Source organism: Singulisphaera photorubra, from assembly GCF_045290345.1.
GTDB lineage: Bacteria > Planctomycetota > Planctomycetia > Isosphaerales > Isosphaeraceae > Singulisphaera.
Genome location: NZ_CP155447.1, coordinates 3437483 through 3461267 on the forward strand (window position 1 = coordinate 3437483; position 23785 = coordinate 3461267).

23 protein-coding genes are annotated in these 23785 nt (G+C 61.1%); 11 read left to right on the forward strand and 12 right to left on the reverse strand.

The genetic code is table 11. The features are described from left to right. Positions 1-261: 261 nt before the first annotated feature. Positions 262-1842 carry a tetratricopeptide repeat protein gene (locus V5E97_RS13170; RefSeq protein ID WP_406699778.1) on the reverse strand — a complete coding sequence of 527 codons (1581 nt, stop codon included), beginning with the start codon at positions 1840-1842 and terminating at the stop codon, positions 262-264. After that, entirely contained in the window at positions 1839-3134 is a 1296-nt protein-coding gene (locus tag V5E97_RS13175) for a TFIIB-type zinc ribbon-containing protein (protein WP_406699779.1), read from the reverse strand. Before V5E97_RS13175 ends, V5E97_RS13170 begins: the two co-directional genes overlap by 4 nt. A gap of 263 nt (positions 3135-3397) precedes the next feature. Between V5E97_RS13175 and V5E97_RS13180 the strand changes: the two genes are divergently transcribed. The 3 genes from V5E97_RS13180 to V5E97_RS13190 all read left to right on the forward strand — a co-directional run bounded on the left by V5E97_RS13180 (position 3398) and on the right by V5E97_RS13190 (position 7619). Continuing rightward, a complete protein-coding gene (locus V5E97_RS13180) occupies positions 3398-4627 on the forward strand; it encodes a lactate racemase domain-containing protein (protein ID WP_406699780.1) in 1230 nt (409 codons plus the stop codon). 35 nt (positions 4628-4662) lie between these two features. After that, positions 4663-6141 carry a CAF17-like 4Fe-4S cluster assembly/insertion protein YgfZ gene (gene ygfZ, locus V5E97_RS13185; RefSeq protein WP_406699781.1) on the forward strand — a complete coding sequence of 493 codons (1479 nt, stop codon included), beginning with the start codon at positions 4663-4665 and terminating at the stop codon, positions 6139-6141. A 359-nt stretch (positions 6142-6500) separates the two neighbouring features. Continuing rightward, positions 6501-7619: a redoxin domain-containing protein gene (locus V5E97_RS13190; protein WP_406699782.1), complete on the forward strand. Its 1119-nt coding sequence runs from the start codon at positions 6501-6503 to the stop codon at positions 7617-7619. Between the two features lie 515 nt (positions 7620-8134). Here the strand turns inward: V5E97_RS13190 and V5E97_RS13195 are convergent. Further along, positions 8135-8527, reverse strand: coding sequence for a hypothetical protein (locus tag V5E97_RS13195; RefSeq protein ID WP_406699783.1), 393 nt, complete (start codon positions 8525-8527; stop codon positions 8135-8137). A gap of 322 nt (positions 8528-8849) precedes the next feature. Continuing rightward, positions 8850-9164, reverse strand: a complete 315-nt coding sequence (locus tag V5E97_RS13200; RefSeq protein ID WP_406699784.1) for a transposase — start codon at positions 9162-9164, stop codon at positions 8850-8852. A 720-nt stretch (positions 9165-9884) separates the two neighbouring features. On the opposite strand from V5E97_RS13200, the gene V5E97_RS13205 reads away from it, so the two are divergent. Further along, positions 9885-10214: a hypothetical protein gene (locus V5E97_RS13205; RefSeq protein ID WP_406699785.1), complete on the forward strand. Its 330-nt coding sequence runs from the start codon at positions 9885-9887 to the stop codon at positions 10212-10214. Positions 10215-10373: 159 nt separating this feature from the next. On the opposite strand, the gene V5E97_RS13210 is transcribed toward V5E97_RS13205, so the two are convergent. Further along, on the reverse strand, positions 10374-10940 hold the full coding sequence (locus V5E97_RS13210) for a hypothetical protein (RefSeq protein WP_406699786.1): 567 nt from the start codon (positions 10938-10940) through the stop codon (positions 10374-10376). On the opposite strand from V5E97_RS13210, the gene V5E97_RS13215 reads away from it, so the two are divergent. Then, on the forward strand, positions 10929-11171 hold the full coding sequence (locus tag V5E97_RS13215) for a hypothetical protein (RefSeq protein WP_406699787.1): 243 nt from the start codon (positions 10929-10931) through the stop codon (positions 11169-11171). The two genes, V5E97_RS13210 and V5E97_RS13215, sit on opposite strands and share 12 nt — an antisense overlap. A gap of 133 nt (positions 11172-11304) precedes the next feature. Here the strand turns inward: V5E97_RS13215 and V5E97_RS40475 are convergent, their stop codons facing one another. Further along, positions 11305-11529 (reverse strand): DUF7683 domain-containing protein, encoded by a 225-nt coding sequence (locus V5E97_RS40475; protein WP_475297068.1) that lies wholly within the window; start codon positions 11527-11529, stop codon positions 11305-11307. A gap of 191 nt (positions 11530-11720) precedes the next feature. On the opposite strand from V5E97_RS40475, the gene V5E97_RS13220 reads away from it, so the two are divergent. Continuing rightward, positions 11721-12026 (forward strand): glycine cleavage T C-terminal barrel domain-containing protein, encoded by a 306-nt coding sequence (locus tag V5E97_RS13220; RefSeq protein WP_406699788.1) that lies wholly within the window; start codon positions 11721-11723, stop codon positions 12024-12026. An 87-nt stretch (positions 12027-12113) separates the two neighbouring features. Here V5E97_RS13220 and V5E97_RS13225 read toward each other — a convergent pair whose 3' ends face one another. Continuing rightward, complete coding sequence (locus V5E97_RS13225) at positions 12114-12380, reverse strand: hypothetical protein (protein WP_406699789.1); 267 nt, start codon at positions 12378-12380, stop codon at positions 12114-12116. Between the two features lie 373 nt (positions 12381-12753). Further along, positions 12754-13926: a Gfo/Idh/MocA family protein gene (locus tag V5E97_RS13230; RefSeq protein ID WP_406699790.1), complete on the reverse strand. Its 1173-nt coding sequence runs from the start codon at positions 13924-13926 to the stop codon at positions 12754-12756. Positions 13927-14186: 260 nt separating this feature from the next. Here V5E97_RS13230 and V5E97_RS13235 point away from each other — a divergent pair, with 260 nt between their 5' ends. Together V5E97_RS13235 and V5E97_RS13240 are read left to right on the forward strand one after the other, a co-directional pair. Next, entirely contained in the window at positions 14187-15818 is a 1632-nt protein-coding gene (locus V5E97_RS13235; RefSeq protein WP_406699791.1) for a CTP synthase, read from the forward strand. A 20-nt stretch (positions 15819-15838) separates the two neighbouring features. After that, positions 15839-17044, forward strand: coding sequence for an N-acetylglucosamine-6-phosphate deacetylase (locus V5E97_RS13240; RefSeq protein ID WP_406699792.1), 1206 nt, complete (start codon positions 15839-15841; stop codon positions 17042-17044). Here V5E97_RS13240 and V5E97_RS13245 read toward each other — a convergent pair. The 4 genes from V5E97_RS13245 to V5E97_RS13260 all read right to left on the reverse strand — a co-directional run bounded on the left by V5E97_RS13245 (position 16984) and on the right by V5E97_RS13260 (position 19388). Then, a complete protein-coding gene (locus V5E97_RS13245; protein ID WP_406699793.1) occupies positions 16984-17493 on the reverse strand; it encodes a GNAT family N-acetyltransferase in 510 nt (169 codons plus the stop codon). The two genes, V5E97_RS13240 and V5E97_RS13245, sit on opposite strands and share 61 nt — an antisense overlap. Continuing rightward, the gene (locus V5E97_RS13250; protein ID WP_406699794.1) at positions 17493-18470 is read right to left on the reverse strand and encodes a rhomboid family intramembrane serine protease; all 978 of its coding nucleotides are present in this window, start codon (positions 18468-18470) and stop codon (positions 17493-17495) included. The genes V5E97_RS13245 and V5E97_RS13250 overlap by 1 nt, the downstream gene beginning before the upstream one ends. 153 nt (positions 18471-18623) lie before the next feature. Then, positions 18624-18998, reverse strand: coding sequence for an STAS domain-containing protein (locus V5E97_RS13255; RefSeq protein WP_406699795.1), 375 nt, complete (start codon positions 18996-18998; stop codon positions 18624-18626). A 162-nt stretch (positions 18999-19160) separates the two neighbouring features. Next, positions 19161-19388 (reverse strand): hypothetical protein, encoded by a 228-nt coding sequence (locus V5E97_RS13260; protein ID WP_406699796.1) that lies wholly within the window; start codon positions 19386-19388, stop codon positions 19161-19163. A gap of 482 nt (positions 19389-19870) precedes the next feature. Here V5E97_RS13260 and V5E97_RS13265 point away from each other — a divergent pair, with 482 nt between their 5' ends. The 3 genes from V5E97_RS13265 (at position 19871) to V5E97_RS13275 (ending at position 23781) form a co-directional block, all read left to right on the forward strand. After that, positions 19871-20785: a dihydrodipicolinate synthase family protein gene (locus V5E97_RS13265; protein WP_406699797.1), complete on the forward strand. Its 915-nt coding sequence runs from the start codon at positions 19871-19873 to the stop codon at positions 20783-20785. A 173-nt stretch (positions 20786-20958) separates the two neighbouring features. Next, positions 20959-21771, forward strand: a complete 813-nt coding sequence (locus V5E97_RS13270; protein WP_406699798.1) for a gluzincin family metallopeptidase — start codon at positions 20959-20961, stop codon at positions 21769-21771. Between the two features lie 213 nt (positions 21772-21984). After that, positions 21985-23781 carry a glycosyltransferase family 39 protein gene (locus V5E97_RS13275; protein WP_406699799.1) on the forward strand — a complete coding sequence of 599 codons (1797 nt, stop codon included), beginning with the start codon at positions 21985-21987 and terminating at the stop codon, positions 23779-23781. Positions 23782-23785 lie beyond the last annotated feature (4 nt).

Below are 23785 nucleotides of genomic sequence, written 5' to 3' on the forward strand. Positions count from 1 at the left end.
AACACTTTGACGTGTTACGCCCATTTGAGTTCCCCGTGACCTCCATTTCGGGAGATTTTGAACAATCTCCTTCCATTTTTCCTAAAAAGTTGCCTTCTCAATCGAACTTTGCTCACACCCCATTTAAGAGCATGAGGTCGAATTATTTCGCTGACCCACTGGCGCAGTCGTGCGCCGACCTATTTCAAAGGAGGGCGGAGCCGCTCCGGAGCGATATGATTGAGTGATAGCGTGCGTGGTGTAAGTTCGAGGTTGTTGGGATCAGGGACGGGTAGAGTGTGCGGGTCTGGGGAGTGAATAGTAGGCAACGACGCGAGGAAAATCGGAGCCGGGGGTTCGCAAGAAATTAATATATTGGTCCTGCTTCGTTCCGAAGTAGATCCATTGCTCGATGAGCTGTCCTTGGGTGCCCGAGAAGACGACGCGATTCGGCTTCCCGCCGAGGAGGGTTCGGACCTGTGCGGGGGTCAGGTTCGTCAGCTTTCGATTTTGGGGGGTAGGCACGCTTTCGAGTTCGGCGGTTGCGCCGGCGTCGGTGTTGGGTTTCGAGCGGGCCGACTCGATCCATTCGTCATTGACCTTCCGGAATCCGCGCCGTCGGAAGGCGTCGGCCACCTCCTTGGATTGCGGGTCGATCTTCCAGGCGCTCTGGAGCAATTCGACGGCGGTTGCTTTGTCCTCGATCAGGCTTTCGTACAGAGTGGCCAGCCCCAGTCGGCCTTCGGCGTCGGTCGGGCTCATCTGGTGGTTGCGCTGTTCGTCGAGCCAACTGCGGAGCAAGTCGCGGGCCCGATCAGCCTGGTGCAACTGTTCGCTGTAGATCTTGGCGAGCGATTTCACCTCGCTCAGGCGAAGCGTGGCAAGCTCCAGTGTTTTGGTCTTCAAGGCCTGTTCGTAAAGCTGCTCGGCCACCTTCGGTCGGTCGGGGAGTTGGCTGGTGGCTCGTTCGGCCAACTTCAGCGTCTCTTGCGGCTCCAACTCGGCGCTTCGTTCCAGGAGACGCTGAGTGGCGTCGGCCCAAAGCTGGTGATCGAGTGCTTTGCGGACCGGTACGGGGGCCGTCCGGTAGGCTTCCGCGGGATTTTTCGCATAAGGCTCCGCCCAAGGGGCCATCTCGGTGGTGCCGGTCGCTACAGGCGTGCTGGAATCGGCGAAGAAGGTTTTCAGGTCGGCGAGCAGGCTGGTGAGCGCTTCGGGCTCCTTTGCGGTCTCCAGTCTGGAGCGGAAGCTGCGGTGGGCCAGTGCCGACGGTTCCGGTTCCTGGAGTCCGTGAGCGCGGGCGCGGTGGGCGAGCTTGAGCCAGAGTTTGGCGGGATCGGCGGACCGGCTGTCCGCCTCGAACCGGATCGCTTCGACCTCAATCTCGTGGGCCCGTTTCAACAGCTCCTCGTCCTGGAACTCCTTGGCCCGTCGATTGGCCCAGGCGGCCCAGGCAGACCGCTTCTCGAATTCACCGGGAGGCAGGATCGATACGCCCCGGTTCAACCGCACCATATCTTTGGCGAAGAGTTCGATTGTGGTGACGTCGCAGAACCATTGGCCCTCTTCCCGTTTCAGGATTCCGGTCAGGCGGACTGCCGGGACCCCTGGAGACTGGCGGTAACGGAGGCGGGGGGGGAGGCGAAAAAGGACCGGCGTCCGTTTCAGGGTAATCTCATCGAAGTCGCGCCCCTGATGGAACAGGAAAAGCGCAACCCGATCATCGACGCTGACCTCATGCCCGATCAGTTCGGGATGCTTGGTCAGTTCTGAAGGTTCGACCGCGATCGCCGCGGCTTGAGCGAACGTCGAGAACTGGGGCAGGCCGAGCAATGCGCCCAGGAGAACCACGCGCCGGATCATTGCAGTGCCTCTCCCGAGGCCTCCTCGGGGGCAGGTCGACCGATCGCTTCGAGAGCCAACGGATGGGTCAGGAACACGCCGCTCTCTGGCTCGAGGCCGACCAACCATTCCTTGGCAGTGCGGTCATAGGTGAAGGACGCCAGTCGAGCGCCGAACTGAACATGGTCCCCCACCTTGGGTTGGGTCAACTCGAAGAGACGAAAGCCGGTCAAGTCGATTCGCCCTTTGCGGAGATCCGGCCGGGTGCCTTCGCCGTTCGGGACGATCCGATAGTCGAGCTCGTAGGAACCGGAGCCGGTCGCGTCGGGCACGGCCCTCACGGTGCAATCCAGAAAGAGGGATCGCCCTTTGTAAAAGGTGGCAAACCGCGACGACCATTCCTCGGTGTCCGCCGAGGCCTCGACGAGGATCTGTTCCAGGGGCTCCGGGACGAGCGTGGTGAAAATGGCCGCTTCTTCGGCACCGTGGCGCACCTCGGCAGCTCCCTCGACCGCGCCACCGAGGGCATCGACGGCGCGCTTGCCTTCGGACAGGAGCTGATGAGCCGTATCGAAGTCTCCGGCGTCGAGGGCCGCGAGTCCTTGTTCACGAGCGATCTCGACGACCCGTGGCAGATCCTGGAATTTCGATCGCCAGACGCGGAACCCCACTGTTGCCGCGACGATTGTGGCCACGGCCAAGAAAATCAAAGGGTTGCGACAGCGACGCGCCCAATCGAGGACGGACTCGCGCGGGGCCACTGCGATTCGCGGTGGTTCACGATTCGGTTGGGGAGCGTGAGGCGAACCCCCAGCGCGGCGGTTCTTGGGAGTTCCCGCAGTCGGCTTCGATCTCGCGGGCCGCCGTTCGTCGACGTCCTGGCCCTGACCGGCCTGCTCCGTAACGGACAGACTCTCAAAAAAATCGGAGTTCTGGGCGGAATCGGGCACCTCTCCGGACGGCTCACCCTCGACCCACTCGATTTCTCCATCAACGTCGGTGGGCTCGATCTGGGGAGCAGAGATCGGGTCGGAGAGGCGAACCGGCTCGTCCTCGCGCTCGGTATCGACCACGGCGGCCGTCACTTGGGCCTCGCGTGCGGTTTCGGTCGTGATCGGTTCGGGCAAAGGGCTTCGAGGGAGAACGAAAATCCCCTCGCCGCAGGTCGGGCAGCGGAGCGCCTGGTATCCCTCGGTCCGTTCACCGCGGAGCCGATGTCCTTCGGGACAGGCGACGCTGTAGTACTGGACCTTGGGGGGCGAGGCCGGCGTCAATCCTTGCAGCAGCCGCCGCGTACGTTCGAGGAGGTTCAACGGTCCTCACCCTTCGCCGTGACCTAAGAAAACGAGTCGCAAGTGTGGACGTTAGACGGGACAGAAGGTCATCGCCTTTGAATCCGAAGTGACAGTTGTCATGATTATCGGCCAATCCCTGGCTTGGGTCAACCGCTCGCCTGGAACCCCTCGAATCGTTTGATGAACTTGTCGCCCCGAAACAGAGACCCTATCATGAGTTGGAAGGCTTTAAAGGGTGGGGGGCGGGAGAATCGGGCCCGTCGTTAGTGCTGGGGAGGGTTATGCTGGTCGGTGTCACTTTTCAGGATGAGCGGCTGGAGTTAGATGTTCCCGAGGACCGCCTGGTCGGCCAATGGCATGGACCGACTGGAGTCGCGGCTCAGGACGTCGAGCGTCTCGTCATAGATGCGCTGGAGCAACCGCGGCAATATCCGCCGCTGCGCCAGGCCGTTGTTCCGGGCGATCATGTGGTCATTGCGCTCGATGCGCGGGAGCCACATGCGTCTGCCATTCTCCGAGGGGTCTGCGGAACGCTCCGGAATGCCGGGATCGACCCAGCCTCGATGACCGTCCTTTCCACCCTCGGCCCGGTTCCCGGGATTGCGCCGCTCGAGTTGCCGGAGCAAGTGTCGCTGGTGATCCACGACCCGGCGGACCGGACGGAACTGGCTTATCTAGCGAGCACACAGAGCGGCCGTCGCGTCTATCTGAACAAGCTCGTCACCGACGCCGACTTTGTTTTGCCGATCGGCCGGCTCGGTCCTGACGACGTGTTGGGCTATCGCGGGCCATGGCGGACGCTCTATCCCTGTCTGAGCGACCTCGAGACCTTGCAGGCCTTCCGGGGCTGGGCGAGCGAGGTCCAATTCAACCGCGAACAACCGTCGAAGGCTCTCAGCGAGGTGACGGAAGCGAGCTGGCTGCTGGGGAGCCAGTTCCATCTTGGCATCGTGCCCGGAGTCGTCGGCCCGGCCGAGGTGGTCGCGGGGTTGGATTCGGCTGTCCGCGAGCAAGGGGCCGCGGCGATCGAGCGACTCTGGCAATTCCAGGTCGAGACACGGGCAGAACTCGTCGTGGCGGGGGTCGGCCGGCCGGGAGCACCCTCGACCTTGGAGGAACTGGCCGACGGCCTGAGTACCGCCACTCGGTTGGTGGAGCGCGGTGGCAAAATCGTGATCCTCTCCCGGGCCGCGGGCCTGCTCGGGCCATCGTTCCAGAAGCTGATTGGGGTCGACAATCCGCGATTGGCACTGAAAGCCCTTCGCGGGCACGAGGCCGACCTCGACTATTCGGCCGCTCGCTCGCTCGCCAATGCTCTCGCCTGGGCCGACGTCTACTTGCTCAGCTCCTTGAAGGCGGACGACGTTGAGGATCTTGCGATGGTCCCCCTGGAGCGGGCCGATGAGGCGCGCCGGTTGGTGGCCGCCAGCCGTTCTTGCCTGTTCCTCAGCCAGGCGGAGTTGACCTCCGTGCATGTTCTCGACGAATCCAATGATTCGACCGAAGCCTGATTCCGACTAAAACCAACGAGGGGATTCGAGGATCGATGGTCGAACCGAATGACCTCTACCGTGCGAGCAAGACCCAGCCTGGATTCATTGACCGTGGCGATCGAGTGCGGATCGAGATCGCCGGGGCGGACCGCGCGAAGTTTTTGCACAACCTGACGACCAATGACGTGAAGCGCCTGGCCGTGGGCCGGGGGCACGAGTCGTTCGTGACGAGCCTTCAGGGAAAGACCCTTGGGTACGTCACGCTGGTGGCGTCCGAGGACCGGATTTTGCTCCGCACCGATCCGGGCGGAGCCGGATTGCTTCTTCCTCACCTTCGGAAGTATGGGGTGTTTGACGAGGTCTCAATCGACGACCAGAGCGCCCTGACTTTCGAATTCCATCTGTCGGGTCCGAGCGCCGCCGACCTTGTGCGCCTGGCCGGAGGGGAATTACCCCCGGAAGGTGACCTGAGTCACTGCAGCACCGAGCTCGTGGGAAGTCCCGTCCGCCTGATTCGCGAATCGCCCACGGGTCAGCCCGGCCTGACGCTCATCGGCGGCAGCGCCGATGGATCGAGGATTGCCGGCCAGCTTCATGAGTTGGGAGTGCAGCTGGGGTTGGTCGACCTCACTCCCGCGCTGTTTGACCTCTTGAGAATAGAGGCGGGCACGCCGGTCTTCGGGCGTGAGGTCACCTCGGAGAATTTGCCCCAGGAGATCGGCCGCGACAACCGCGCCATCAGCTTTGTCAAAGGGTGCTACCTGGGGCAGGAGACCGTGGCCCGGATCGATGCGCTGGGGCACGTCAACAAGGTTCTCAAAGGATTCAAGTTCCTGACGCCCGACGACGTACCGACCGAGAATCTGGTCCTGACGCGCGAGGGCAAGACGTTCGGAAAGCTCACATCGACGGCATTCTCGCCGGGATGGGGTCGGCCGATCGCGCTTGGCTTTGTGCGGGCGGCGCAGCTGAGGTGGGCACCGAGTTTCTCTGCGAGCGTGAAGGAGGAGCAGGAGAAGGGGAGCCTCGGAGCGTCGTCGTTTGCGACCTGCCGATGTTGCCCCCCAGCCCAGGCGAGACCTGAATTCCAGGGAGTCGAGGCGGGGGTTTCGGGATGGCCGAGTTTCGGTGACCCGGGACACCACCTTCGACCCGGAATCGATTGGGAATTCAAACGGGCCAGGAGCCGATATGGCGCATCGGCTCCTGGCCCGTTTGAATTCGTTGACCCTTTTGAATTCGCCCACCAGAAGATGGCTCTCGAAACCATCGATCCTGGGCGATGGGGCGTGAACGCTTACTGTGATGCTGGTGACGACGCTCCTGGATGCGGAGTTTTATCCGCTGGAAGCGCTCGCGAAGCTCTATGGCATGAGGTGGCGAGTGGAGCTCGAACTACGCCGCTTGAAGCAGGCAATGAAAATAGACGTGTTGAAGTGTATTGCTGTCTAATGATATTGAAACAAATAATATTTTATGCGATTGTTTGCAATTTGGTATGTATCGTAATGATTGAGGCGGCGAAACGTTAAAGAGTGGACGTGGAGCGGATCAGCTTCATCGACGCCTTGCGTTGGTTGATGCATGCGAAGCCGGAAGACGAGCAACCAAAGTTGGTGGTCAATCCTGATCGTGCCGATCGCGTCGAACCCCGAGAGAAGCAGCGGCGTCCGAAGCAGTATAATTTGATGAGAAAGCCACGAGCGGAATAGCGTAACACCTGATGAGCCAAAGTGTTAATTATTGGCTTTATGCCACTCCGCTATGTCCCCCTTTACGTGTCTGGTTGCGGGTCGCGGGTCATAGCGTTAGAGTTAGACCATCCCTACGGCATTTGTCTTAGGTTGATCTCCGGGGTGGGACTTTCGGTGTAAAGATCAGGAGAGATGCGATGCGACGGTTACTGACCGTGCTTGCAGCTTGCCTTATGTCAATGGAGGCGAGAGGCGAAGATATCCTCAATCTCGGCGACCCCGCGCCGCCGTTGGCGGTTGGGGCCTGGGTGAAGGGGGAAAAGGTCGAAAAATTCGACCCAGGCAAGATCTATGTCGTTGAATTCTGGTCCACCTGGTGTATCCCCTGCCGCGACTGCTACCCGCATTTGAGCGAACTCGCCCACAAGTACAGAAGCGTTGGGTTTCTCGGTGTCAGTGTCTGGGAGCCACACCCGGAGCGGGTCAAGCCGTTCGTCGAGGAGATGGGCGACAAGATGGATTTCAGCGTGGCGACGGACAGCGTCCCTGAGTCGGGCGACGAGCCCGGAGTGATGGCCAGGAAGTGGCTGCAGGCCGCGGAGGAGCACGCGATCCCGGTCGCTTTCATCGTTCGCGGCGGCAAGATCGCCTGGATCGGCCACCCCCTGGTAATGGATGAACCTCTCGCCAAGGTCGTGGCCGGAACTTGGGACCCTACAGCCGCAGCCCGGGAACGACTTGCGGCGAAAACTCGGGAACAGAAGCTCTCAGTAATCCGCTCTCGGGTTTTCACCCCGTACGAGGCGGGAGACTACAAAGCGGCCGTCACCGCCATTGATCAGGGGGCAGCCGACGAACCTGAACTGGCCGAGGAGTTCGTGATGTATAAGTTTGCGGCACTCTGCAACAGCGGTGACGTTGAAGCGGGTCTGGAACTAGGCGCGAAGCTCCTTGAGGCAAACAAGGACAATCCGAGGGCCCTGAACTTTCTCGCGTCGCATGTGACCCACAACGGACTCAAGAATGACCCAAACCCCCGCGTAGCCCGCTTCGCGTTGCACGCCGCCCGCCGCGCCATGGAGCTGAAGCAGGGCGAGGAGTTGGGACCCCTCGAAACCCTCGCCCAAGTCCTCCTCCGCGCGGGTGATCCGGACGGGGCCGTGGCGACCGCGGAGAAGGCATTAATGCTCATCGAAAAGCAAGCTCTGGAATCGAAGTCATATATTGTAACCACGTCTCGCGAATTGAGTTCCAAGCGAGTGAACGAAAGTCTCAATCGGTATCGCTCTGCCGCCCGGTCGAAGGGCCGTCCCTGAAATACGAAAGACGATCGCCTCCGACCAGGTCGACAACTGCGTTGTTGGGTATGCACAACCCAGGTAGCCACAGAGAGCGGCAGGTCCACTGCACTTGGTCGGGCCGTGATTTTACGGGATGCTAGAGGGACCGGGCAGCAGGACGTTGACCTCGCTCCCCAAAAAATGATTGGGAAGCTGGTGGCGGGAAATTGTGCTCGCGGAGGTTCACAAAGGGGTCAGGAGCCGATATGGCCGTATCGGATCCTGACCCCTTTGAATTCCACCAAATTTATTCTGATAGCAGTGTTCAGTGGCCAAGGCGCGGGCAGCGTGTGTTATCGCAAGAATGGGCTTGGTGGAAGTGCGAGGAAGGTCATTGAGGAGGTTCTATCCAGATTGCGCAGACTGCGTTAAGATATAGGAATGTCCCATTTGATTTCTGCCAGAGTCGAACACGGATCGCAGCATGGGGTGGGACCGACGAACGATATGCCCGGAGATCAGATCGCGAAACGTTTGTGGCCGGCCGTGGCTCATGTTGCTCCTGAATCCACACGCGCACGCCGCCGGAGCCAGAACACCAGGCCGACAGGACACGCTGCCATCAAACCAAGGATCGCGATATTCGACCCGGCAAACAGCAACGGGGCTGGGGTGACAAAATCCACCCACTCCTCTTCTCCGGGTGCTCCCTCCCAATGAAGGAAGACCGCAGGGATAGGCGCACCAACAACCCTGAGCTGGGGCGACGCCCGGTACTCGAAGAAGAAGCCGCCCACGACCCCCAGGGCAGCCCCAGCAACCCACGCGGCGGTTAGCACGGTCCACCAGCGTGTCTTGGCCTGCCAACGCTGGAATAGGCGGACGATGACCACGTTGATGCAGGCGAGTGGGGCAATGGCCGCGAAGATCAGCAGGAATCCCATGGCACATCTCTGAGCTAGCGGCGATCGAGTTATCTTCAGACTCTCCTGCAACGCGTCGTCATTGCCCATCCCTTCGCGGTCAGGTATCCGCCCGCCAGGCCGAGGATCGTGTGGGGGATGACGAAGACGACTGCGATGACGCTAATCGTGATGGCAGGGCACGCTTCTGTCAACGGACCCGAATCGTTACGAGGTTAGTGAACCCGAACTGCTCAGAAAATCTGGCGATACACTTGCTCTTGCGTTTGCGCACCGCGAACACCGTCGCATCAGATAGGACGTTGGTGTAACTTCCCCCGAGGATCCGGATTCGTCCGGCTGATCAGGCCGCCTCTCCGTCTCCGACGAGCTCTTGATAGCTTGTCCCGCCCTTCAACAGGCGATAGATGATCACCAGAATCGAATGAGCTATGGCCACCGCAACGCGTTTCTTGCCTCGGCTCCCGGCAATTCGACAAAACTTGCGCGCCAGGTGCGTATTCTTGGCCCGATACGCCGCCCACGCGGATTGCACCAGCGCCGACTTCAGCCAGCGATTCCCCGGTGTCGTCCGACCGCTTTGACGCTTGCCGGCGCTCTCGTAGTTGCCACTGGCCAGCCCCCCCCCACGACGAGAGGGGAGAGCAAGGACATGCATTGTGGGCTTGGGATTGCAATGCATGTCCTTGTGGTTTCAAAATGGATCTCAGAAATCAACGATCCTGGGCGATGGGGCGTGAACGCTTACGAATTTCCTATAAATTCCTACATCGCAAGGGTACTAGCCAGAGACTTCTTCTGAATTCAGCCTCGGTTGGTTCTTTATATTCAAGATAAAGTGTAACGGCATCAGAAAGAATACTCAAAGAGAACGAAGGGCTGAGTCGAACGAAATCGTGATTCTGATCGTTCCACGGCTCATTTCCGAGCGGGAACAAATAAATCGACGGAGGTGTAATATCGAGTTCGTAAAGAAGATCGACTTCGTTACCAAAATTTATGCCGAGCCGATCCGTCGAGGATCGCAAACTAAGACAACCTGCCAGAGTGTATGCTGCGCCATTGGCACAATGTGTCAACATGGAGCCTTCAGCAAGTACTTGCTGGATTCCGCTGATCCACTGGTCTTGGGAATTCAGACGCATGTAGAGTTCGGTGATGTGTGTGTCGATGATTCGTCCTGGTGCCACCATGCTGGCGTGATGGGAAATTCATTCATTGATAGTATTGGACATGAGTTGGAGTCTCATCCTGGGATGTTGAACCAATCGATTCTTTTCAGCCAATCTTTCTCGGCGTTCGAGAGTTGCCGGCCACCACGTTTCCAGGAGCCATCATTGTTGATCGCCAATTCATCAGGCTCACCGGATAGGCCACCATGCGACTCCCCAGGTTCACGACTATACGGTTGATGGTTCTGGTGGCGGTCGTCGGACTTGTTCTGGCGACCGGCATTGGGGTGAACCGCCTCTGGCAACGTCGGCCGGCGTATGTCCGACTCGCTCTGAAGCACAACTGGCGTGAGCAGGAATTGCGGTACGCGGTCTCTGAAGGTCGAGAGTTCAGGAGTTCCGTTGCCGCAACGCCGGCCCGGATTGCGGAAATGCGAAGACTCGCCGAGCACGAGGCGACCTTGGCACACAAGTATCTCCACGCTGCCCGCTACCCCTGGCTTCCCGTCTCGCCCGATCCGCCGGAGCCGAAGTGAGCGATTCAGGTCTTCGAAGGATGGGCCACCTACTCGCTGGCGGTCTCCTCCACATTCCCCAACTCCGCGACGATACGGTCGAGCCGTGCGAGAGTTTGGCGGACGGTAGGGGTGTCTGCACTGGCCTATAACGCCCCCGGGGATCACCCGTTCAAGCTGTCAAAGGAAGTGGTTGAACCAACTATTTTGGACTGTCCACACACCTTCTTTCCTGACTAACACGAAAGTTCCATTGGCACTGTGCTTGCCCCACGGAAACATCAAACGGACAACCGCCAATCGATGATCCTTTGAGTAGCCGGGTGCGTAGGCTTGGACAAGCCTCGGCCGAAGGTTGGGTTTCCCCGCGTCTCGCAGTGCGTCGTCTTTCACCTTATCCCAGAGGATGCAGCGCGGCCCGCTCAGCTTGAGTCCCTTGAAGGCATCCTCCTCCATCAATCGCCCCAGCAATTCCTCCGTGGCCTCATGCGCTCTTTTGTTTTCAATGGGAGTGAGCTTATCCTTCTTCTTCCAGGATCCCGTAAGAGTTTCTTTCCGGGTGAGAGCCGTCGCTGAGAAAAAAAGCTGCCGCTTGGGTCCACTGCCATGAAAGAAAGAATTGGGGTTGGAGAACATGTCCTCCAAAACCACGTTGATGACGGCATGGTCGCGGTCAGCTTTTGATTCATGAGGCTCTTGGGAGAACGCACCGCAGGCTGCTGCCAGCAGGAGAAGTTGAAGTGGCATCGTTTGCTCCTGGGATGGTTCTGCGACTTTCAGACATCGTACCGGCTTGACTTCATGGGGAGGGATGGCAAGTCACTCGACACGATCGCCTCGACCACCGCGAGTGAAACCCTCTGGCTGATGAGGGAGTTGAGTGCCTGTTTGAAGGTGACGCTGAACAAGTCGGAGACCACCCTCACCTTGCCGCCGGTCCCGGCGGACCCGCTCTGGGATCGCGAATACGATTGCTGAGCATCGCGCCGCCGGGCGGAATGGGATCGGGAAATAAGGGGGGGGATAACGAGTGTCGACAATTATTGATAATCGTTATGCATCTCGGTTGTCTCCTGGTAGAGTTGCCCTGTAAATTCCGTTTGTTTTAGGTCTAGTCAACCGCCTCGCATGACACCTGATAATCAAACTGAGCAAGATTCAATCGAATTCCAATGTCCATCTCGATAGATGCTCTCTGTGCTTCGGCCACGGGATAACAGTCGAACATGGGATTTGACTCATCAATTCCAAACAAACTTTGGAGATCGTTGAGTGTAAGTCTGTTGAGGCTGTGTTGGGTCACGAAAGTGCCGTCTCTATCTCTTCTAAAAACCATTATGATGTATTGGTGCACGGCGGCCACCTTTCTTTTCAGATCGCACTTTCCGGGATTCTATGTATTCAGGTCGCGCACGCGGCGTGATATCCGGTGTCACGCCGTTTGCCGATAGAGCTCGAAGAACTTGAATGGCTTCGGCCACTCCTCATCCTGAAAGCAAGGACACGCATTGCGAGCCTGGGTTCACAATGCTTGTCCTTGTGGTTCCCCCTAACAAGGTTCTCAAAGGATTCAGGTTTCTGACGCCGGACGACGTACCGGTCGAGAATCTGGTCCTGACGTGCGAGGGCAAGACGTTCGGGAAACTCACGTCGATGGCGTTCTCGCCGGGATGGGGTCGGACGATCGCGCTTGGCTTTGTGAGGGCGGCCCAAGCCGAGGTGGGAACCGAGTTTCTCTGCGAGCGTGCAGGAGGAGGAGCAGGAGAAGGGGAGCCTCGGAGCATCGTCGTTTACGATCTGCCGATGTTGCTCCCCAGCCAAGGCGGGACCTGAATTCCCGGGAGTCGAGGCGGGAGTTCCGGGATGGCCGAGTTTCGGTGACCCGGGACAACACCTTCGACCCGGAATCGATTGAGTCGATCAGGGGGCGTTCAATTCCTTGAGGGCGCCCGTGGGAATGTTGGCGATCTGGAGGATCGTTTCCGGAGACTGGCTCAGGCCGAGATTTTCGAGAACGATAATCCCGTAGGGGGAACTCTGCTCGTGTTGATGTTCAGGGTCGCTGTCTGTGCGGGCCAATCGGCCACGGATGACCTGGCCAGCGTAGTCGACCCGTACCAGTGGGCACCGAGTCCCTTGCTTCTGGCGAATCACCGCGAGGGTCGAGTGGCACTCATCAAACGTCATCGGAATCCTCCTTGAACACCGAGGGGTGGGCCCGTGCAGGGGCCAGCGCGGCCAATCGCGGGCGCGCTCACTTTCAAGACCGGCACTCATCGGGAGCAATCCGAATCATCCTCATCAAACGAGCATGGGTCAAGCCAATTTGTAGCCGCTCAGGCTTGATTTAAAGTGGTTTTGGCCTTGCACGCTTGCTTGTCGGGCCGTGGGGGACCCGCCTGAATACTTCAGTATGTCGACAAGAAATCGGCCCCGGTCTCCGAAAACCGTTGGGTGCCCTTGGGTTCCGTAATCGGAATCCGCAAGCGGTCGCCGCTGCGGATTCCGACAGTGTCCGGAGTCGGCCCGTTGCGGCCGCGTCGAGCGGATAATTCTCTCGTTAGACGATTCCCTTGGCAGGGCCAACCTCGCCCCGAATCTCTTCCATCGTGACGACTCGTCGCTCGTCCACAGCCTTGCGGACGAGGAGGCCGGTCAAAGTGGCGTCCCGGGCCTCGGCCAGTGAAAGGGGGGGAGGCGTGGAGGAACTCTCGGCTTGCACCGCGTCCAGGAACGCTTGAAGTGCGAGCTTGGTATCGGGCTGGTTGCCCGGGTGAATCGTCTGACGCGGGCGGCCCCTGTCGCGGAAGGTCACGGCACCCGAGCTGAAGTCGATCCCACCGGCGTCGCCCATGACTTGCAGCGTCACTCCGGTAAAGCGTTCATCCGGAGGCGCAACCCAAGTGTGCATGAACGAGACGTGGAAGCCATTGGCCCACTCCAACTCGGCCGAGTAGTGGTCCGTGACGTCGCGGTCCGGCTGTTCTGTATGAAAGAGGTCGCGGCGGCCTCGGCCCGAGGCGCGAACCGGTGGCTCCGAAGCGAGCCAGTTGAAGACATCCCAGACATGGACGGCTTGCTCGACCATCCAGTCGCCGGATCGAGCTCGGCAGGCCAGCCAGTCTTCATGGCCGTTCATCGGGCCGTTGCTGCTGAGCCAGACCGAATGGCCGGTGAGCGGGTTGCCGAGTTCCCCCTGGTGAATCAATTCGACCCCCGCGCGATAGCGTGGGTTCGATCGGCGCTGGTAGCCGACGTGAACGACCAGCTCCGGGGACTTCGCGGATTCGGCGAGCAGTGAGTCGCACTCGGCAAGCGTCAGCGCGAGGGGTTTTTCGGCGTAGACATGCTTGCCCGCCTTCATCGCCTCATGGTTGATCGAGGCGTGGAGGTCGCAGGGCAGGGCGATGGCGACGGCGTCGATGTCGGTCCGTTCGAGGAGCTGGGTCGCCCGTTCGTAACCTTCGGGCCGGCTGCCCTTGGCTTTCTCGACAATCCCGAGTCCGCGGAGCCTGTGCTTCGGCTCCCGGTCGCAAACGGCCACGATCTGGGTGGCGGGCAACTCCAGCAAGGTCCGGAGCAGTGTGGTCCCGCGCGTCCCGAGTCCGATCACTCCCAGGCGGACCGGCGCAGCCTCAACGCCCCCTTCAGAGACGCGGCCTTGAGACAGGGCGAGGCCCGCGGCGGCCGAGCACCCGAGAAAGCGCCGGCGGTTCAAGCGGATCGGGGGCATCGTCACCGGCTCCCACAAGGCTCAAAATTAAACAAATGAAGAACGGATCAGTCTGGCCTCCATTCATTCTAAGCCCTGACGAGCCGTAGGGGCAAGCGGAGGCGGTCCCGGTGAGGCTCGCAAGAGACTCGGGTGACCGGAAATCCTGTTCCAGGCGTGCAACTAGGAAGCTGGGTTCGGTCGATCCTTCCCCGCCATGTTATACTGAAACGATCGGAGCGCTTGGCGTACGGATGAACAGAAGGCGGTTGGGACTCACGATGGCGAAGCATATTTTTGTGACAGGGGGGGTCGTCAGTTCGCTCGGAAAGGGGCTGACGTCGGCGTCGATTGGGATGTTGCTCGAACATCGCGGCTTGCGCGTTCGGCTCCAGAAATTCGACCCGTACCTCAACGTCGATCCAGGCACGATGAGTCCGTACCAGCACGGCGAGGTCTACGTTCTCGACGATGGCTCGGAGACCGACCTCGATCTTGGGCACTATGAGCGGTTCACCAATGCGCCTTTGACTCGGGACTGCAACTACACGACCGGCAAAATTTACCAATCGGTGATCCAGAAAGAGCGCGAGGGGAAGCACTATGAGGGAAAGACCGTTCAGGTCATTCCCCACGTGACTGACGAGATCAAGGCGGCGATCTTTCGCCTGGCCGGCGATGACGTGGACGTGGTCATTACCGAGATCGGCGGCACGGTTGGCGACATCGAAAGCTTGCCGTTCCTGGAGGCGATCCGCCAGTTCGCGCTGGATGTCGGCCGCGAGAACTGCCTCTATATCCACTTGACCTTGGTTCCCTATCTCAAAGCAGCCGCGGAGTTGAAGACCAAGCCGACCCAGCATTCGGTCGGCGCCTTGCGGCAGATCGGCATCCAGCCCGACGTCTTGATTTGCCGGACCGAGCACTCGATCAGTGCTGAGGACAAGGACAAGATCGCTCTCTTTTGCAACATCGATCGCAAGGCCGTGATCGAGGAACGCGACAAAGAATACACGATCTATGAAGTCCCCCTGAGCCTGGTCAGCAATGGACTCGATGAGCTCTTGGTCAAGCGGCTCGGCCTGAAGGCGAACGCACTCGACATCAGCGACTGGCGTGAGCTGGTCGACCGCGTCCTGGAACCTGACCACGAGGTTCGGATTGCGGTCGTGGGCAAGTACATGAAGCACCGTGACGCTTATAAGTCGGTGTATGAGTCGCTCGACCATGCGGGGATCGCCAACCGAAGCCGGGTCATCGTGCTCCGGGTCGAGGCTGAGGACGTCACCGGGAGCGGGGCGGAAGAGGTACTGGCTGGGGTCGACGGCATCCTCGTGCCGGGCGGATTCGGAATGCGTGGGGTCGAGGGGAAGATCGAAGCGATCCGATACGCCCGAACCAAGGGGATTCCCTTCTTCGGAATCTGCCTGGGGATGCAGTGCGCGGTCGTGGAACTGGCCAGAAACGTGCTTGGGCTGGAGGATGCCAATAGCACTGAGTTCGACAAGGCCACCCAGCATCCGGTGATCTCCTTGATGGACGATCAATCGTACGTCCGCCAGCGAGGCGGAACGATGCGGTTGGGAGCCTGGCCCTGCTCCCTCGCGGAGGACAGCCTCGCGCGGAAAGCGTACGGGCTCGACGTCATTCAGGAACGACACCGGCATCGGTACGAGTTCAACAACGACTATCGCCAGGCGTTGAAGGAAAAGGGGCTGGTCTTGACCGGGATGAGCCCCGACGCATCGCTCGTCGAGATCATCGAGTTGGCCGAGCATCCCTGGTTCCTCGCGGTTCAGTTCCACCCCGAGTTCAAATCGAAGCCCACCAAGGCCCACCCGTTGTTCCGCGATTTCGTCGCGGCGGCTCTGGCGCGTCGCGAGGCGGGCCGTGGTGACCAGGAATTCCGTTGAAACCGGAGACCGAGACGGCGATGGAGATTACGAAGCGACATTTTGAGACCGGACGCTGGACGCGTCTGACGATCCGGGGCGGGACGATCGAGTCGGTCGATCCCGCCGAGGGCCCCGAAGCCGTCAGTGGCTCGGACGAATGGGTCGCCCCCGCGTTCTGGGATATCCAGACCAATGGCCGTTGGGGGGTCTCGTTTTCCGATCCGAGCCTGACCGTGGACCAGGTTGTCGAGGTCGTCCTGGCGCAGGCGGAATGGGGGGCGGCGCGGATCTGTCCGACCCTGATCACCGCCTCTCCCGAGGATTTTCGACATGGCGTGAAAACGATCGCCGACGCCTGCGAGTCTGACCCGAGGGTGGCCTCCTGCGTTGTCGGCATCCACCTGGAAGGTCCGTTCATCTCGGAGGTCGATGGCTATCGCGGTGCGCATCCGCGTTCGGAAGTCCGCGACCCTGACTGGGACCTGTTTCAAGAGTTCCAGGACGCGTCAGGAGGGCGGGTCGTCCTGATGACTCTGGCCCCCGAGCGTGCTGGATCCATGGAGTTCATTCGGAAAGCGGTGGCCTCGGGCGTTGTCATCGCGCTCGGGCATACCGCGGCCGACGGGCCGACGCTCCGCGCGGCCGTCGCGGCCGGGGCCGGTCTGAGCACGCATCTGGGAAACGGAATCGCGTCGCCGCTGACCCGTCATCCCAACCCGATCTGGGAGCAAGCAGCGCTCGATGCGCTGGATGCCTCGCTGATCGCGGACGGCCACCACCTTGACCCGGCCACGCTACGGGTCCTGGTCCGTGCCAAAACGCCGGAGCGAGTCATCCTGGTCAGTGACGCCAGCCCTCTGGCCGCACTGCCGCCGGGACGCTATGGCGAGTGGGCCGTGGACCCGTCCGGGAAGATCGTCGTCGCCGGCACCCCGTACCTCGCCGGGTCGAACCAGGGGATCGAGGTCGGCGTGAACCAGTTGCTGGAGGTTGCGGGCCTGACCCTGGCCGAGGCGATTGCAACCGCCACGACTCAGCCTGCCCGGCTCTTGCGGCGGCCCTTGCCGACGCTCACCGCGGGACAGCCCGCGAACCTGATCGTCTTCGGGCATGACGCCCACGAACCGAAGTCAGCCTTCAAGCTGCTCCAGACCTGCGTCGATGGCCGTTGGGTCGACACCAATCAACCGAGCGTTCCTGGCGCCTTGGCGAAACGATCGGACCAGATCTCTTCGAAGACCTGATATCCGCTCGTTCGCATGCCCATCGCGAGATACGTTTGCTGTGCCCGATGGTTCTCCTGCTCGACATAAAGTCGCAGGCCGATCACATCGGGTATGGCAAGCGCTTCCGCGCGGATCTGCTGGTACAAGGCGCGGAAAACCCCTTGGCCGCGGGCCTCGGGGACGACGTAGACGCTTTGGAACCACCAGATCCAGCCGTTCCGCCAGTCACTCCACTCGCGAGTGATCGCGGCTTGGCCCACGACTGGGGCTGCCGAGCTCGGTTGAGCCACCCAGTAGCGGAGCCGCTCCGGGTCCGCGAGGGCCGAGCTGATTCCTGCGCTCAGCACCGCACGGTCGAGGGATTTCCCTTCGGTCTCGTGGGCGAGGCGCTCATTGAAGTCAACGATGGTATCGCGATCGGCGGGAAGCCCCGCTCGGATCAGCAATGACGGCGAGTTCCCTGACATTAGATCCGATCGCTCCGTCGATTTCGGGCTCGCCGGCTGGCTTCTTGCAGCACCCGGTTCTCTTCCTCCGTCAGTCCAGCCCGACCCTCGCGTGCGATCTTGGCGAGCACCTCGTCGAGCTTGGCGTCGAGTAGCTCTTCCGGGAGCACGGCGGTGGTCGACGGTTTCAGGGTCGTCGCCGGATTCGGTGACCAGGTGGGCCCGGCCGGCCGAGTCGTCGGCTTCTCACGGGGTTCGGGAGAGATCAAGCGGAGCCGAGGCCGGGTGACCCTCCGCCACGAGAACCGCGACCAGCGCAGGTCGAAGTGTTTGAAGAGATAGCCGAACCCAGCCCCTGTCAGGTGCGAGGCGACCGCGATCCCGCTGGACGGCTGGGCAATCAGTTGGTAGGCGTCGTGGGCGAGGTAAATCACCACGAGCAGCCACATCTGGACGGGCAGGACGAAGAACAAGAGGATCTCGCGGTGCGGATAGTACATCGCGTACACCACCACCACCGCCATGATCGCGCCCGAGGCACCCAGCATGCTGGTTCCATTGTGCCCCAGGAAGGTATCAAACGCCGCCCAACCGAGTGTGCTGAGGACCGCGGCGCTCAGGTAGAGCGCAACGAAGTCGCGAGTTCCGTAGAACGACTCCATCTCGCGGCCGACCATCCAGAGGAAAACCATGTTCCAGAGGAGGTGGTAGATCCCCTCGTGCATGAAGGTGGCCGTCAGCAACTGCCAGACGTACCCATGCCGGAAGATATCATCGCTGCTCGCGACGAGATGTGACCAAAGCTCGTGACCGAGCATCGGCTGGAGGAAGAAGACGATCACGTTGATGACGATAATCGCCTTGGTCGCCGGTGCTAGCCCGGTGAGCCAGCCCGATCCGTGCGTTTCGCCTCGATAATACTCGCGGTCATAGATACCCATGATCGCTCCGGCGAACATCGCCCTTAGCGAGCCGGCGGTGGCCGCGCCCTCGACCACCTGATTCTTTCATCATCGGACGACTTATCATACCTGTCAACGGGTCGCGACGCGACTTTGAGGGGGAGTGAAGTGTGGGCAACGATGAATTTACGCCAAGCAATGCGCTAATGGGAGGATCGGTGAGAGGCGAGGCCGATTCATTTTGGTGAATCAGTCGGCCAGGAGCGCCTCCATCGCCTCCTGTCGGCTGGCATAAATTGGCCACACCATGTCGAGCGAGGTGAGCCTGAGCAGTTCCTTGGCTCGCACGGAGACTCCGGCCAACGCCATCATCCCCCCGCGAGCCTGGACCAGTTTCCAGCAGCGCAGGAGCATGGCCAGGAACATCGAGCCGAAGTAATCGACAAGGCTCAGGTCGAACACCACCAGCGGGTTCTCCTGATGTCGAAACTGCTCCATGATCATCCCGGCGGCGTGTTCCTCGAGCCCAAACTCCAGCGACTCGAGCGCTGGAGTGGCTGAGATCAATGTGAGATCACCGTGGCGTTCGATCGTGAACGCGTCCTGGCTATTCGGCTTGTTCATCAATGCCGGCCCGAGAGGGTGCTTCGCCACGCGAATGGAGCGCGGCGATAGCGAACCCGTGTAACTTAGAACCTCGCCACGCCGTCCACAAGATCAATCTGTTGGGAATGGCCCGGGACGGTCTTTTTCCGTGCTGGGCCGAGCGTGGCGGACGCCCTCGGATCAGGCGGACGGGCGGCAGTTGGAGAAGGCGCGAACGACCTCGTAAAGGTCGCGATTCACGAGGATTTGATCATCCTCGAAGTCACGGAGCCAGACGTAGTTGTCACGGTAGGCTTGAGCGAGCAGGGGATAGAGGTCGGCAAGCCGAACGGGCATGGAGGGGGTGTGCGGCTCGTCTTGAGTTTCGTCATCGGTGTAGGGGAACACGCGAAGTCGTGCGGTCGCCATTCGGATTTCCTCCTCCGTGATTCGAATCGGCCCAGGCCGGGCTCGCTCACCAATGCTAGAGGGCGCGCTACGGGCCCTGGGCGAGTGAAGCTTCGGACGGAATCCATCCTTTTGGGTTTCTGGACGCTTCCGGCCTGACTTCAGTCTCCAGGGATAGGAATCGGTCGAAACCATGACCTTCCATCAGCCTAACCTCGCCGATTATTAAGGTGAGTCCGTCTAGTGGGGTGCGCCCTGCCCGGAACTGCTCTCGAGCCCTGGAAAAACTCGCGTCCGCGTTGGCGGCTGCTTTCGGCTCCGTCATACTAAGTTGGCACCCAAAACAGGAACGAGAGCCGCCTCGGATTCACTCCGTTGTTCGGTTTCGTTCCGGCGCTCCGCTCTATCTCTCCCGAACGTTGTCAGTCGTCACTCATCCTGGGCAAGTGGACGAGATCGCCACGGAGGAGCCGCGCCGCTGCCCGCTTTGGAGCCAGAACTCGATGGATCTTCCCCATCTGCACGGAATCGTTCCCCCCTTGCCAACCCCGCTCAACGACGACGAGTCGATCGACCTCGACTCGCTCGGTCGCCTCATCGACTTTCAGATCGGGGCCGGAGTTCATGGTCTCTGGATCCTCGGCACGACGGCCCGGTTCGACATGATCCCGGACGCCCGCCAGCGCCTTATCGCCGAGTCGGCCATCGCAGTCGCCGCCGGCCGGGTTCCCATGGTCTTGAACGTCTCCGACCAGGGGACTGAGCGGACCCTGGAACGGGCCCGAATGTTCGATGACCTCCCGTACGACTACTATGCGGCCCTCCCGCCTTGGTATCAGCCAATGAGCGGCACCGAAGTGGTCGACTACTTCCGCACGTTGGCCGACCGCCTTTCACGACCGCTCATCATTTACAACGCCCCCTGGGTCTGTAACCAACTGAACTTTGCCCAGCTTCGGACGCTGGCCGAGCATCCCAGGATTGTCGGTTCCAAGGATGTTTGCCCTGGCCTGACGCGAACGCTCGACTGGACGGTCGCCGAGCGGCGAGAGCAGGGCTTCAGCTATCTCCACGGCACCGACCAACTCGCCTTTTCGACCGAGCTCGGATCCGACGGCTTCGTGACGAGCCTCTCCAATGCGCTGCCTGAGTTGGCGGTTGCGATCTGGGACGCCGCGCGAGGCGACGACGCCGCTCGGGCATTCCGGCTCCAGTCACAATTCTGCCGACTCGCCCGGGCAACGTCGTTCGGCCCGATGCTCGCCTGTCTGGAGGTGATGTGTCGGCACCGCGGCGTGCTCAATCGGATGCTCCCGGCTCCGCTCCGGCCGGTCGACGATGCGACGGCCCGTCGCGTGATCGCGGTCATGGAGACGGTCGGGATCCTTCCGGAAATCGCGTGCACCCCGGTGGTCTGAATCGATTGCGTGGGATTTGCAGAATCGGGGACGACGGATCGACCCCGATTTGTTAAAGTTTGCGGCCATGCCTGCCGACGATCGCGTCTCGGGCGTAGGAAAGTCGAGAGCGGATCCCGATGTTCGCCCGGAGGGCGAACCTCTGAAACGACTTGCAGAGAGGGTCTTTGAGCATGGATGCTCGCTGCGTTCGCGATGCGCTGAGGCGATGGGGGCTAGCTGGAATTGCGTTGATCTCGATATCCGGACTGACGGGTGCCTCACACCGCACCACGAACTTCGTGGTCGAAGCACCGTCGCCGGACATTGCCAAAAAGGTGGCCGACCACGCCGAACTCTGCCGCTCGACCATCGCGAGGCAGTGGCTGGGTCATGAACTCCCCGCCTGGAATGCCCCTTGCCCGATCAAGGTCAAAATCAACGGGGGAGAGGCAGGGGGAGTCACCTCCTTCGGTTTCAACCGGGGCAAAGTCTCTGACCAGGACATGGCGGTCGAAGGGCGGCTCGATCGCATCCTCGCGTCGGCCCTGCCTCACGAAGTGACTCACACGATCTTCGCCGCCTACTTCGGCGGGCCCATGCCTCGTTGGGCCGATGAGGGAGCCTCGCTCCTGAGCGAAGACCTGCGTGAGCGGCAGCGGCACGATCAGATCGTCATCGATCTGCTCAATCGGCGCGGGAATTTTCCCTTGGCTCGCCTTTTCCGGATGGAAGAATACCCGTCCGACCTCATGGGCTTCTACGGCCAGGGGTACTCGATCTCCCGGTTCCTGATCGAGATGGGAGGTCGCCCTCGATTTCTCAAATTCGTCAAGGACGGTCTTCATTCGGGCTGGGACCTGGCCACCCGCAACCATTACGGACTGTCCGACGTTCGGGAACTCGACCGCGCCTGGCACTCATGGCACAAGGTGGCCAGTCATGGGCAGCCGAAGAGCGACCTGGTGCTCGTTCGGGCTCAGTCCGGGGCCGAACTGGAGGAGTGAACGACTCCAAAGGCCACGACCTGAGATGACCCGGGGCTGGAAAAGGCCCTCCTCTCGGCGGTAGAGTCGTGGGGAAGCGGGGAAAGTCCCCTCCCTTTCGGTCTGGCTCGTTCGCGCGGGGCCAACCGCTCGACGGACCGTCTCGGGTTTGTGACCCCTACGACGCAAGAGGTTCGCTGTCGCATCTCCGCGCGTCGGAAGTGTCGGCTTACGATGTTGACTCACCGCCGTGAATCGTCAGAAGGCCAAGACGCTGGGGGCGAACCAGGCCGGGACACCCGAGCCGGAGCTTGGCGCGAGGTCGCCGCGGTGGCACTGGGGGTGGTCGGGTTCATGCTTCTCCTCTGGCTCGCCCGCGGCGAGTTGGGGATGACCTGGGACGAACCCTACTTTTTCGAACGCCAGCATGATATGCGCCGTTGGTTCACCCAGGTGGCGGGCTCGCCCGCCGAACGTGCCCAGGCATTCAGCGTTCCAGGACTGGAGCGGAGTTGGCGCGTCTGTCGCGAAGTCCCCGACCAGCATCCGCCGGTTCCTCCACTGCTGAGTCTGCTGACCGGCCTGTCATTTGAATGGTTGCTGGGACCGCTTCGGGCCTATCGCCTTTCGACGGTGATCGTGATGGCGATCGCGGCCGGAGTGCTCTTTCGGTTCGTTCGGATGCGTTGGGGGCTGACACCGGCTGTCGTGGCACTTGGCGCCTTGCTCTTCAATCCACGCCTCTTCGCCGACGCCCAGCAAATCACCGCCGACGTCGACCTTGGCGCCTTCTGGTTCCTGGCTGCCTTAACTTTCTTGCGGACCTGCGAGACCGGTCGCTTGCCCTGGCTGTCCGGCCTTTTTGCCGGCCTGGCGATCATGTGCAAGGCCACCGGGGTTCTCGTGCTTCCGGCAATGCTCCTCTGGGTGATTCTCTATCGGCCGAAAGGGGGCTGGCGGCCGATCGTCTGGGCCTTGCCTGTTTTGCCGGCGACCATGATCGCCGTCAATCCAGCGTGGTGGCCGGGGCCGGTTTCCGGAATGGCACGCTGGGTTCGAGCCTTCCTGGCCTATCCTCAGAAAGTTCCCGTCTATTACCTGGGGCAGGTCTATGACTCGGTCCAGACGTTTCTCCCCTGGCATAACACGCTGGTGCTGACTGCGGTCATGGTCCCCATCGGCCTGCTCGTCCTGGCGGGGTTCGGCCTCATCGCGGCCGGTTGGGAAACCGCGCGGAGGAAGAAGAGGGCTTCGGACCGCCTGGAGGCGAGTGGCCCTCCCCGTTTCTTGCCCGACTCGACGGTCGCCGCCTGGGCGGCGATCAACTTTCTGACGATGATGGGGATGCGGATCCTCCACTTCATGCCCGCTCACGACGGTCTCAGGCAACTCGTCCCCGCCTTCTTCTTCTTTCCCATCCTGGCCGCCTATGGAGCGTCGATCCTCCTTCGATCCACCGCCGGGCTCCGTCGCCGCCTCGTTCAAGCCGGGTTGCTCGTGTGTATCGCCACTTCAGCCTGGTCGACGTTGTCGATCCATCCGTATGAGCTATCGTACTACAACGCGTTGATTGGCGGACCGAAGGGGGCGAAGTCGGCCGGGATGGAGTCCACCTACTTCTGGGATGCCGCGACCGACGACGTCTTGGCCTGGATGAATGCCCACTTGCCGCCGAAAGCAACGGTCCTCATCTTTCCGCCGCCGAACATCCATACCTTCGAATGGGAGCAGCGGTGGGGACGCTTGCGAAACGACCTGACCGTCCTGAACCTCGATGCTCCCGACTTCAACGAACGCCTGGCTTTGATGTACGGGCCCGCTCCTTGTTACCTGATCTTTCAGATGAGACAGGGGCTCTATCAACCACGCAAGCCGGGTGATCCCGACCTGTTCGCTCGACTCGCGGATTCGCCCGCCCGGTTTGAAGTTGCCCCCGCCCGAGTCGGAGTGCGGCTCCTGGCGATCTTTGACCAGGACCAGTTCCGGTCGGCCGTCGAGGCGGGGCGACCTCGCGGTTCTCGCTCTCCCTAAAATT